The following is an 11,851-nucleotide window of genomic DNA, read 5'->3' on the forward strand; positions in this document are numbered from 1 at the left end:
CGCCTCCGGAGCCCGGCCCGCCGCCCTGGGTTCGACGGCGTCCGCGTAGGCTCCAGGGGCATCCCACGGCGAGGAACCCGGTGCGATTCCGGGGCGGTTCCGCCACTGTGAGGCCCTGACCAGGGCCGTCAGCCAGATACTGGCCGGGGGATGGACGTGCGGTCACTCCCGCGCCGACTTCGACTTCTGACCGGGGCGAGAACCCCGAGGAGGACCCATGCCTGGTGCTGTCCGGCCGCCGCGTCGCTATGACTACATCGACGACGGCCCCGCCATCTACCTGGATTCCTTCGCCACCATCCGGCGGGAGACCGATCTCTCGCGGATCCCCGGGGACGCCGAGAAGCTCGCGGTCCGCATGGTGCACGGCACGGGTCAGACGGATCTGACCGGGGACCTGCAGGTGCATCCCGGTCTCGTCGGCGCCGTCCGATCGGCCCTCGACGCCGGCGCGCCGATCCTCTGCGACGCCCACATGGTCGCCTCGGGCGTCACCCGCGCCCGGCTGCCGCGGGCCAACGACGTGGTGTGCACTCTGAACGACCCGCAGGTCCCCGAGCTGGCCCGGCAGATGGGCACCACCCGCTCCGCGGCCGCGCTGGCACTGTGGGGTGACCGGCTCGGCGGCGCCGTGGTGGCGATCGGCAACGCCCCCACCGCCCTGTTCCACCTGCTCGAGATGCTGCTCGACGGCGCACCCCGGCCCGCGGCGGTCATCGGCTGCCCGGTCGGCTTCATCGGAGCGGCCGAATCCAAGACGGCACTGGCCGATTTCGCGAGCGACCACGGGATCGACATCCCGTTCGTCACCGTGCACGGCCGTCGCGGCGGATCGGCGATGACCGCCTCCGCCGTCAACGCCCTGGCGCAGGACGCCGAGTGAGCGGTGGGATGCCCGGTGCGGAGGCCGCGGGTGTGGCCGGCGATGCGGGCACTGTCGCAGAAGCGGGCGCAGGCGCGGGCCGGCTCTACGGCGTCGGCGTGGGGCCGGGTGACCCCGAGCTCATGACTCTCAAGGCCGCCCGGCTCATCGGCGCCGCCGACGTGGTGGCCTTCCACGCCGGGCGCGGCAAGCAGTCCAACGCCCGGCGCATCGCCGCCGACCTCATCCCCTCCGGCGCGATCGAGGAGGTGCTCGAGTACCCGGTCACCACCGGCCTGACCGAGCATCCCGGCGGGTACGCGGGCGCGATCGCCGACTTCTACGAGCGCAGCGCGCAGCGTCTCGCCGAGCACCTCGCCGCGGGCCGCGACGTGGTACTGCTGGCCGAGGGCGACCCGCTGTTCTACGGCTCGTTCATGTACATGCACGACCGGCTCGCGGAACGGTTCCTCACCGAGATCGTCCCCGGCGTGCCGGCCTTCGCGGCCGCCACCGCCGCGGCCGCGACCCCGCTGGTCCGGCAGACCGATGTGCTCACCGTGCTGCCCGGAACTCTGCCCGAGCCCGAGCTCGCCCGGCGACTGGCCGACACCGACGGCGCGATCATCATGAAGCTCGGGCGCAACTTCCCCGCCGTGCGCAGGGCGCTCGAGTCCGCCGGACGGCTTGACGGCGCGGTGTACGTCGAGCGCGCCTCGACGGATGCAGAGGCGCATCACCCGGTTCGCGAGGTCGACCCGGAGACCGTGCCGTACTTCTCCCTCGTCGTCGTCCCCGGGGACTCCCACTACCACGACCCCACCGGCCGCCGACCCGCACAACTGACCGCGTCGGCCCCCGACCGCTCCGCTCCCGGCGCCCGCGGCGTCGTGCACGTGGTGGGGCTCGGACCCGGTCCGGACGACTGGCTCACGCCGGAGGCCGCGCGGGTACTCACCGAAGTGGACCACGTCGTGGGCTACGCGCCGTACGTCAACCGGGTGCCGCAGCGGCCCGGGCTGCGGCGACACAGTTCCGGCAACACCGTGGAGGTCGACCGGGCGGGTCTCGCCCTGGAGTTGGCGGCAACGGGCGAGCAGGTGGCTGTGGTCTCCGGCGGGGACGCGGGCGTGTTCGGTATGGCGTCGGCGGTGTTCGAGGCCGCCGAGGACCCGCGGCACGACGGGGTCGACATCCGTGTGGTGCCCGGCGTCTCCGCGGTGCAGGCGGTGGCCGCGCGGGCCGGTGCACCGATCGGCGCGGACTTCGCGGTGGTGAGCCTGTCGGATCGACTCAAGCCGTGGGAGGTGATCGCCGGCCGGCTCGACGCGATCGCCGCCGCCGACCTGGTCCTGGCCGTCTACAACCCCGCGTCCCGCTCGCGAACTCACCAGGTCGCCGATGCTCGGGAGGTGCTCCTGCGTCATCGTGCCCCCGCCACGCCGGTCGTGGTGGGTCGGGACGTCGGCCGCGCCGAGGAATCGCTGACCGTCACCACACTGGGCGAACTCGACTGCGACTCGATCGATATGAAGTGCCTGCTCATCGTGGGCGCATCCGGGACGCGGGTGACCGACTCCGGCCGCGTGTGGAGTCCGCGTTTCGTGCGAGCATGACGCTCGTGAACCACGAGGAGCTCGAAGCGGCCGACGCGGACGCGCTGTGGCGGGTGCTCGCCACCAGGCGTGACCACCGACATTTCTATCCGACGCCGGTGCCGCGGGAGCTGATCGAGCGGCTGCTCTCGGTCTTCTCGGTCGCTCCGAGCGTGGGGCTCAGCCAGCCGTGGCACGTGACCGTGGTGCAGGACCGCGCTGTTCGAGAGGCCGTCCATGCCGGTTTCCGGGACGTACGCGCCGCCGAGGCCGAGCGCTTCTCCGGCGAGCGGCGCGAGCTGTACGACACGCTGCGGCTCGAGGGCATCCTCCAGGCTCCGGTCGGCCTGGTGGTGAGCCACCTGCCGCCGGACGGGCCGGTGTTGGGGACGACGGCGATGCCCGCCGCGTCGGAGTACAGCGTCATCTCGGCCATCACGCTGCTGTGGCTGGCCACCACCGCCGAGGGCCTGGGCATGGGCTGGGTGAGCCTGCTCGACCCGGACCACCTCAGCGACGCTGTGCCGATCCCCGAAGGCGCCCGGCCGCTGGCCTACCTGTGCATCGGTTACCCGTCCCTCGAGCTGGGCGAGCCGCTGCTGCAGACCGTCGGTTGGGGCCGGCGTAAGCCGCTGCCGGTCGACTGGGTGTGAGGATTCCCGGTGCGTGACGGGATCGTGCCTGACGGCGTTGATCCGCTACCGGCGCCTACCCACTACCAGCGGTGAAGTCCGCCCGGTGATCTCGCAGAGCCTGCGCCAGGTCGCGCGTGGCACGAGTGGGTGCTCGGCGGGTCGCCAGGGCAAAGACGACGTCGGGCATCGGCGGCAGCTCCGGCTCCTCCAGCAGCGCCAGCCCGCCCGGGATCAGTGATTCGGCGAACGGCATGATGCCGATACCGCTGAGCGTGGCTGCGCGCAGTCCGGCGAGGCTTGTCGAGGTCGCCGCCGTGCGGTAGGCGACGCCGTGGCTCTCGAGCGCGCCGACGGCCGCGTCTCGCGTCACCGAGGGCCGCGGATAGAGAACCAGGGGCAGTGGCTCGTCGAGAGGCGGTTCGTAGCCAGCTCGGGCCGCCCAGACGAGTCGATCCGAGAACAGCGGCTCGACCTCGAGCGCGTCCACACCGCGCGACGGGCCCGGGCGCATGGCGAGGATGATGTCCAGCTCCGCTGACCTCAACCGTCGATGCAGCTCGACGCTGAGATGGATCGACAGCTCCACGTCGAGAAACGGATGTTCCAGCCGTAGCCGCTCGAGGAAGGTCGGCAGATGGGTGAAGGCGAAGTCCTCCGAGACCCCGAACCGCACGGTGTAGCGACGATGATGGAACCCGCTCTCGTCCAGGGCTTCATCAGCCAGCGCGAGAATGCGATGGCCGTAGGTCAGGAAGCGCTCCCCCGCCGGCGTGAGCCGGACGGAGTGGGTGTCCCTCTCCAGGAGCGGGTGTGAGAAGTGCTCTTCGAGCTGACGCACGCGTGCACTGATCGTTGACTGACTCAGACCCAGCCGGCGCGCGGCTCGGGTGAAGCTCAGTTCCGACGCCACGGCGAGAAAACTCCGCACGAGTCGAAGGTCCAGATCGCGCTCCATGGTCATCGGTTCTGATGATAACAATGACCATGGCGATGGGGTTTCCCGTTGTTCGCGCCAGTGGCAGCCTCGCAGCGTGGCTTCACTACGCAGGTTCCGTCTCGATCCGTTCCTCACCGCGCTGGTCGCGCTGCCCGTCATCGCGACGCTTCTCCCGGCGCGGGGCGGCGTGGCCGAGGCGCTGGACACCGCGACCATCGCCGCGATCTGCCTGCTCTTCTTCCTCCACGGCGCCAAACTCGCCCCATCGCAGACGATGGCGGGCTTCGCGAGGTGGCGGTTCCAACTCCTCGTGCTGGGAAGTACGTTCGTCGTGTTCCCCGTTCTCGGGCTCCTCATCACCCTCGCCCCGGAGTCGGTGCTCAGCCCGGTTCTCGCCACGGGGTTCCTGTTCCTGTGCATCCTCCCCTCGACGGTGCAGTCATCGATCGCGTTCACCTCGGTGGCGCGCGGAAACGTGGCCCTGGCGGTGAGTTCGGCGTCCATCTCCAACGTGCTGGGCGTGGTCATCACCCCCGTCCTGGCAGCACTCCTCATCGGCTCGCAGGTGCACATCACCCCGGAATCGATCCTCGGCATCATCGGCCAGCTCGTCGTACCCTTCGTCGCGGGTCAGTTGCTCCACCGCCGAATCGGCGCCTGGCTAGGGCGGCATCGGATACTGGTGTCGATCGTCGACCAGGGGTCCGTGCTCCTGGTGGTCTACGTGGCATTCAGCACCGGCGTGACCCAGGGGCTGTGGACAGTCGTGCCGCCGGCACAGCTCCTGACGGTGTTGGGCGTCTCCGTGATTCTCCTGGCCGTGGTGATGTCCTTGTTCGCGGGCGCCGGGAAGGTGTTCAGTCTCCCCCGCGCCGACCGCGTCGTCCTGTTCTTCTGCGGGTCGAAGAAAAGCCAGGTGAGCGGGTTGCCGATGGCGTTTCTGCTGTTCCCGGCTGCGCAAGTCGGGATCATGGTTCTGCCGTTGATGGTGTTCCACCTCATCCAACTGCTGGTCTGCGCTGTGATCGCCAAACGCGTCGGCAGGGCCTATATCGAGCCCGAGCTGCAGCCCCAACCGGCCTGACGTCGCATGCCCCCGGACGTTCCGGACTTCGCTGCCGTTTCGTCGCCACCATCGCGAAGCTCGTTGGCACCACTGCGGCTATGCGCCGAATTCTTCGCAGTGGTGCCATCAAGACACGGGTGGGCAAGCTGGGTTCCAGGGATTTTCCGGGCTCCGCGCTGCATGCGCACGTAGGCGGTACCCGCCCCTCCCGCAACGTCGGCCGCAGGTGGGGGACGGCGGGGGTCACGTCACCGCGGCCAAGCACCCTCAGCTCTAACCTGTACCCATGACTCCCCTCGATGCGGTACTCGCGTTTGCCGTGGTCGCGGGCCTGCTCACGCTGGTGCCCGGGCTCGATACGGCACTGGTCCTCCGTTCCTCACTGACGCGCTCGCGCCCGTACGCCTGGGCCACGGCTGCGGGGATCGCCACCGGCGCGATGGCCTGGGGCATCGCCGCCGCCGTGGGGGTCTCGGCGCTGCTCACCGCCTCGGAGTTGGCGTATCGCGTGCTCACGACCGCCGGCGCGGTGTACATGTGCTGGCTCGGCGTCTCGATGATCCCGCGGTCGATCCGCGAGGGCGCAGTGTCCTTTCCCTCCGCGGATACGGGCGAGGTGGCGGAGGGATCGCCCTGGCGGGGCTATCTCGTGGGGACCGGCACCAACCTCCTCAACCCCAAGGTCGGCGTGTTCTACATCGCCACCATCCCGCAGTTCCTCCCGGACGGCGTCGCCCCGCTGCCGATGGGCGCCGCCCTGGCCGGCGTCCACGGGCTGCTGACCCTGGCCTGGTTCGCTCTGCTCATCACCGCGGGGTCGTTCGCGCGCCGCCGGCTCATGAATCCGCGGACCCTGACGATGATCGATCGCGGGACGGGGCTCGTCCTGATCGGCTTCGGCGCGAAACTGCTGTGGGACGCGCTGCTCTCCGGTCCGAGCGCGGCGGCCATGGCGCTCAGCCCGACCAGGTCCCCGACCCTGGCGTAGGGCCGGCCGGGCCGTGAAGGCGGGCCGGGCGACGTAAAGGCGGGCGAGCCGTCACTTCGGTCAGCGAATCCCCTGGTGCGCGGCGGGGAATGCGTACCGGAGTGACGGCTCGCTGGTTGTGCCTAGTCGCGCGGTACGCTCAGCCGGTGTCCCCGACCCGCACCGCCCAGGGCTTTCCCTGGGTAGTGGCCTCGCTGTGCGGGTTCGTCGTGGCGATCGTCAGCGGCGCGACGGGAGTCGTCGCGCACTGGCTCGCCTCGACCGGCCCGATGCCCGTCACCGCCGATGCGGTGATCGCCACCGTCGCCGCGTGCACCGGGGTCGGGATCCTCACCACCGCCGGCGTAGGCAGATTCCACCCCGGCCTGATCGTGCCCGCCGGACTCGTCGCGGCCCAGGGTTCCGTGCACCACGCACTCGAGTGGACGCACCGGCTCCACGGCCCTGCACACGGGGCCGGTGACGTCTCCGGGCACGCCGCGCACCTGCTGTACACCCCGGCCGAGCAGGCCGCGATGACCCGCGAGGCGATGACCGCGGGCGCCCACATCGCCGCTGGCGCAGCAGGCCACGGCGCCCCGAGTTGGTCGATGCTCGCCGCCCACGCCGTGGCGACGGTGGTCGCCGCCGGGGCCCTCGCGTTGGTGGCCGGCGTGCTGGGGTGGCTGGTCGCCCGCGCCGAGCAACTGACCATCGGGCACCTCTGCGCAGTCGACCGGGCCAGCACCGTGCCACCGGCGAACACGCCCCGCGCGGCCTCCGACCGGTTCCTGCTGTCACGCGGGCTCCTTCGCGGACCGCCCGTCGCCCGGGGCGCGTGGAGCTGATCAACGAGCGGCTCCCGTTCGCACGTCCGCGTTGGTCGCCACCAGTGTGGTGGACGAGGCGCGTCGTCGTCGAGACGACGACCATCTTCGCCATGGTGACGACCATGCCGCCGGCCACTCGCGCGCCCCTGCAGATCTCATCAATCCCCGCCTGACCCGCGGGGCTCATCACCGGTGATCCCGCCGTCGCGTGCGCCACGAGGCCGCGGCGCGATTCCGCTCGCCCCGGCCCGGCCACACGCGAGCAGGACACCGGTATCTGCGAGAGGTATCAGCCATGTCTGTGGCACCCACGACTGCCGAACCCACCCGTCCACCGAAACCCACGCGACCGGCACGAACAGCCGGACCCGTCGCCGAGCAACTCCGGGCGATCCTCGCCCGGATCCACTTCTATGCGGGGTTGTTCGTGGCCCCGTTCCTCATCGTCGCCGCGCTGTCCGGCGCGCTCTACGCGCTGTCCCCCACGCTGGAGAAACTCGCCTATCAGGATCAGATCTCCGCGACGACAACGACGACGACAACGAGCACACCCTTGGTCGAACAGATCGCGGCCGCCCGGGACCGTCAGCCGGGCCTCGAGCTGGTCGAGGTCTGGCCCGCCGACGAACCCGGGACCGCCACCCGCGTCCTCTTCGCCGACGACTCGCTGCCCGAGGGCGTGAACCGTGCCGTCTTCGTGGACCCCGCGGACGCGTCCGTGAACGGTGTGCTGACCAGCTACTCGGGCCTCGGTGAACTCCCCTTGCGCAGCTGGATCTCCGGCCTGCACAGCGACCTGCACCTCGGCGCCGCGGGCGAGATCTACTCGGAACTCGCCGCCTCCTGGCTGCTCATCCTCACGCTGAGCGGGCTGTTCCTGTGGTGGCGCAGGACCCGCGCCGCCAGGTCCGCGCGTCGGGCCGCGATGCTGCGGGGAGTTCCCGCGCGACCGGGCTCGCGCCGCAAGACGATGTCTCTACACGCGACCCTCGGCACCTGGTTCGCCGTGGTCCTCCTCGGGATCGCCACGACGGGCCTGACCTGGTCCACCTACACCGGCGGCAACATCGATTCCGTGGTCTCGGCGATGAACTGGCGATCTGACCCCTTGCAGACCTCGCTCAGTGGTGATGCCGCCACGACCGACGCGCACGCGGAGCACCGGGGCCACTCCGCCCAGCACGCAGGGCACCGATCCCCCGCCGAACAGGCCCCCTCGGTCCTCGACGCGGCACGCCACGCCGGCCTGGACGGTCCGCTCCGGATGAGCGCGCCCACCGACGCTGACTCGGCGTGGACTGTCAGCCAGCTGTGGGGACCGTGGGTGTTCAGCTCGGACTCGGTCGCCGTCTCGGGGGACGACGGGCGGATCGTCGACCGGCTCGACTTCGAGGAACTGTCGCCGTATTCCAAGCTGTCGTCCTGGGGCATCTACCTGCACATGGGGATCATGTTCGGGCTTCCCCTGCAGATAGCCCTCGCCGCGACAGCGTTGGCGGTCGTGGCGCTCGCGATCACGGGATATCGGATGTGGTGGAAGCGCCGCCCGACCCGAGGCGGACTACCCGCACCCCTCGGGAAGACCACCGGACTCTCGTGGCAGGTCTACGCGATCGCGACAGCCGTCGCAGTGGGGCTAGGACTATTCATGCCGCTGCTGGGAATCTCGTTGGCGGCCTTCGTCGTCGTCGACATCCTGGTCACCCGCCGCGCCACAGTCACGGCCCCTGCGACCGGACCCACCGCCCCGGCCGGGCCCCTCTCGTAGCTTCGGCCACCTGACCGACCCGCGGCGCGGCACCTGCCGCGCTGCGGGTCGGCTCGGTTCCCGTCACACCCGGCCGCGCCGCCACGCCCACACGGCCAGGCCGACGGTGGCCACGGCGACGATCGGCAGGACCCACCGCGCCACCGAGAGCACCTGCCAACGCAGGTACATCTGGTTGAACTGCTCGTTGCTCAAGAACTGCCCGATGGGCTCGTAACTCGCGTGGTGCACGACCATCGTCCCCGCGCCGGACACCCCGGCCCAGGACAGTCCCATGGCGATGGAGGCAGCCACCAGGAGCGCGGCCACCGGAAACGCGACCCAGAACCACGGGAAACCCTCGCGCGGCTGCCCCGCTCGACGCGGCAACACCGCACCGCCGACCAACACGACGACCAGCACTGCACACACGAAGACCCAGATCATGGCAGCCACGGTAGTGCCGGCGGGCCCGCCCGGGCGCATCTGCCGCAGCGCCCCTCCCAGCAGGGGCGGCGACCCTACAGTGAAGGCGTGCAGACCTTGTTCATCGTCATCTCCGTCGTCATCAACACGGTCCTGGTCGCCTGGACCGTCCGGCGGCTGATGGGCGGGCCCGTGGGGTGGCCGCGGATCTTCGTGTTCTCGTTCATCGTCGCCCTCGTCGCCAACCCCCTTCTGCTCACCACACTCGAACACACGGGTATCGACGACCCGTCCGCCTCGGAACACATCTGGAGCACGGTCGCCATCTCGGTGCTCTTCGTCGCCTGGGTCATCGCGTTCGAGATCAGCATCCTGGTCGTGACCGAGATCCTCGTGCCCACGGGGAGCCTGCCGGGTCCGATCGAGTTCGTGCGCGGGATGCCCGGCTGGTTCCGGCGCGCCCGCCGGTTCCAGCAGATCTTCGCCATCGCCGCCCGCCAGGGACTCATCGGCTACCTCGGTCGGTCCCGTTCAGCCGTGGACCGCCTGAACCGACCCGGCACCGCTGTCGCGCTGCGTACGGCGCTCACCGAGGGCGGGGTGACGTTCGTCAAGCTGGGTCAGATGCTCTCGACCCGCCCCGATCTCCTGCCGCCTGCGTACATGAGCGAGTTGGCGCAGCTGCACAGCCAGGTCCCGCCGGATCCGTGGGAGACCGTCCGACAATCCCTCATCGCCGAGCTGGGGGGTCCGCCCGAGGAGGTGTTCTCGGAGTTCGAGCCCGAACCGCTGGCCGCGGCCTCCCTCGGACAGGTACACAAGGCCACGCTGACGACCGGTGAGGACGTGGTGGTCAAGATCCAGCGCCCGTCGGCCGACGCGACCGTGCGCGCCGATCTCGACATCATCACGCGGCTGGCCCGGCTGTTGGAGAAGCGGGCCGCGTGGGCTCGCCAACTCGGCGCGGTCGACCTGGCGGAAGGATTCGGGGCCTCCCTGTCCGAGGAGCTGGACTACCGGACGGAGCTGCGTAACCTCGCGGCCCTGGAGGGAACCGATGGTGTGGTCATCCCCGGTGCGCACCGGCGGTTCTCCACCAGGCGCATCCTCACGATGGACCGCATCGACGGCATCCCCCTGTCCCGCGCCGCGGACCAGATCGACGCGCTGTCCGCCACGGAGCGCGAGGACCTCACCCGCACGATCCTCGAGGTGGTCCTGCGGCAGATCCTGGTCGACGGCGTCTTCCACGCCGACCTGCACGGTGGGAACATCCTGCTCACCCCGGACGGGTCGTTCGCCCTTCTCGACTTCGGCTCGGTCGGCCGCCTGGACCGCCAGGCCCGTCTGGGACTGAGATCGCTGCTCATCGCCATCGACCGCCAAGACGGCGCCGCCGCGACCACCGCCCTCTGCCACATCCTCATCCCGCCCGCGGACCTGGACCTCGTGACCACGCAGTGGCTCATCGGCGACCTCATCATGCGCATCGAGGGCATGCCGGCCGACGTCCTGTTCAACGACCTGCTGCGGGCGGTCGTCTCCGCCGGGTTCAAGGTCCCGTCATCCATCGCCGCGGCCTTCCGTTGCCTGGGCGCACTGGAGGGCACGCTGTCCCTTCTGGCCCCGGATATGGACGTCATCGCCACCACCCGGTCGATCGCCTCGTCGGTGTTCCGGGAGAGCCTCTCGCCCGGCCACTCCGTGCGCACGGGCATCGAGCAGGCGGCGCTGGTGGCGCCGATCGCCGAGCGAGCGCCCGCCCAACTGTCGTCGATCCTGGGACGCCTCGACCGCGACAACCTGGGGCTGAGCTTCTCTCCGCTCGCCGACCCGGCGAGCAGGGCGGTGGCCAACCACTTCGCGCAGGTCATCTCCCTGTCCGTGCTCACTGTCGTGGCGGCGTTCAGCGGTATCGCCCTGGTGCTGTCCGAGGAGGGGCCGCGGTGGTCGGACGACCTGCTGATGACCACCTACATCGGGATGGCCCTCCTGCTCATCGCCTACGTGATCGGCAGCCGCCTGGTGATCATGACGCTGCAGCGCGGGTTCCGAGAGAACACGCGAACGTCCGCCGGGTAGCGCGGTTGGTGCCGACCGGCCGGCAGGTCATCGGTGCGATCAGATCGTTCGAGACGCCGAGTCGACGCTCGCCTTAGATACTGGAGACCGACAGCCACTGATCCACGGCACGATCCGGCGCCAAGTCAGTAGCAGGATCAGGCGGCTGGGCGCCTACCGAGGTATTCGTCGATGGCCACTCGAACGACGGCGCTCATGGGCTGCCCGGTCCGCTCAGCGGAGTCTGCCACCCGGCGGCGGCGGCCTGCGTCGGTGAGCCGCACTGCGAGTGGACGGGTGTGCTCGGCGCCCTCCCTCTTGCACGGCCGACCGGGGCGATAGTCCTGACGGACCTGGGCGGCGTCGTCCAGCACCTCGTAGTCGCCGCCCTCGCTCGCATCCGCGAGCTGCGCACAATACTCCGCGCTCGTTCGTCGTGCTCACGATTCCTCCTGCGGAGATCGCAGTCGGCGGTCGACCTGGCCAGTCACATCTAGTGGCCCGCGGTCACCCCGAGCACTTCGCGGGCCACTGCCGACGTCAGCGACATGGCGTGGGAGACATGCAGTTCTCCGGCGTGGACCTGGTCGGCGACCACCTCGATCAGTGGCCCGCCGTCAGGGTCGCCGATCATTCGTTTCAGCTCTGGGCTCGGATCTGCCCGCGGGCCTACCGGTATCGAAATATCGGTGCTCCAGTACTGCCCGGATCCCCGCGTCTTCGCT

At 70.3% G+C, this 11,851-nt stretch carries 11 protein-coding genes and 1 riboswitch; of the genes, 8 read left to right on the forward strand and 3 right to left on the reverse strand.

Annotated features, from left to right (window positions below; genetic code table 11):
* The first annotated feature begins 72 nt into the window (after positions 1-72).
* Positions 73-140: riboswitch (cobalamin riboswitch) on the forward strand.
* A gap of 77 nt (positions 141-217) precedes the next feature.
* From ACWIFB_RS03170 to bluB, 3 genes are all read left to right on the forward strand, one after another.
* Complete coding sequence (locus ACWIFB_RS03170; RefSeq protein WP_454057281.1) at positions 218-883, forward strand: precorrin-8X methylmutase; 666 nt, start codon at positions 218-220, stop codon at positions 881-883.
* 122 nt (positions 884-1,005) lie between these two features.
* On the forward strand, positions 1,006-2,478 hold the full coding sequence (locus tag ACWIFB_RS03175; protein ID WP_454057332.1) for a precorrin-2 C(20)-methyltransferase: 1,473 nt from the start codon (positions 1,006-1,008) through the stop codon (positions 2,476-2,478).
* Entirely contained in the window at positions 2,475-3,110 is a 636-nt protein-coding gene (bluB, locus tag ACWIFB_RS03180) for a 5,6-dimethylbenzimidazole synthase (protein WP_454057282.1), read from the forward strand. Before ACWIFB_RS03175 ends, bluB begins: the two co-directional genes overlap by 4 nt.
* 55 nt (positions 3,111-3,165) lie before the next feature.
* Here the strand turns inward: bluB and ACWIFB_RS03185 are convergent, their stop codons facing one another.
* A complete protein-coding gene (locus ACWIFB_RS03185) occupies positions 3,166-4,053 on the reverse strand; it encodes a LysR family transcriptional regulator (protein ID WP_308281897.1) in 888 nt (295 codons plus the stop codon).
* A 70-nt stretch (positions 4,054-4,123) separates the two neighbouring features.
* On the opposite strand from ACWIFB_RS03185, the gene ACWIFB_RS03190 reads away from it, so the two are divergent.
* From ACWIFB_RS03190 to ACWIFB_RS03205, 4 genes are all read left to right on the forward strand, one after another.
* Positions 4,124-5,113 carry a bile acid:sodium symporter family protein gene (locus ACWIFB_RS03190; protein WP_454057283.1) on the forward strand — a complete coding sequence of 330 codons (990 nt, stop codon included), beginning with the start codon at positions 4,124-4,126 and terminating at the stop codon, positions 5,111-5,113.
* Positions 5,114-5,381: 268 nt separating this feature from the next.
* Positions 5,382-6,083, forward strand: a complete 702-nt coding sequence (locus tag ACWIFB_RS03195) for a LysE family translocator (RefSeq protein WP_454057284.1) — start codon at positions 5,382-5,384, stop codon at positions 6,081-6,083.
* Positions 6,084-6,229: 146 nt separating this feature from the next.
* A complete protein-coding gene (locus ACWIFB_RS03200) occupies positions 6,230-6,910 on the forward strand; it encodes a hypothetical protein (protein ID WP_454057285.1) in 681 nt (226 codons plus the stop codon).
* Positions 6,911-7,187: 277 nt separating this feature from the next.
* Positions 7,188-8,660, forward strand: a complete 1,473-nt coding sequence (locus tag ACWIFB_RS03205) for a PepSY-associated TM helix domain-containing protein (RefSeq protein WP_454057286.1) — start codon at positions 7,188-7,190, stop codon at positions 8,658-8,660.
* Between the two features lie 63 nt (positions 8,661-8,723).
* Here the strand turns inward: ACWIFB_RS03205 and ACWIFB_RS03210 are convergent, their stop codons facing one another.
* Positions 8,724-9,086, reverse strand: coding sequence for a hypothetical protein (locus ACWIFB_RS03210; RefSeq protein ID WP_454057287.1), 363 nt, complete (start codon positions 9,084-9,086; stop codon positions 8,724-8,726).
* Between the two features lie 87 nt (positions 9,087-9,173).
* On the opposite strand from ACWIFB_RS03210, the gene ACWIFB_RS03215 reads away from it, so the two are divergent.
* Complete coding sequence (locus ACWIFB_RS03215; protein ID WP_454057288.1) at positions 9,174-11,147, forward strand: ABC1 kinase family protein; 1,974 nt, start codon at positions 9,174-9,176, stop codon at positions 11,145-11,147.
* A gap of 472 nt (positions 11,148-11,619) precedes the next feature.
* Here the strand turns inward: ACWIFB_RS03215 and ACWIFB_RS03220 are convergent, their stop codons facing one another.
* Positions 11,620-11,760, reverse strand: coding sequence for a hypothetical protein (locus tag ACWIFB_RS03220; RefSeq protein ID WP_454057289.1), 141 nt, complete (start codon positions 11,758-11,760; stop codon positions 11,620-11,622).
* Positions 11,761-11,851: the final 91 nt, after the last annotated feature.

The organism is Dietzia sp. NPDC055340 (assembly GCF_053645335.1).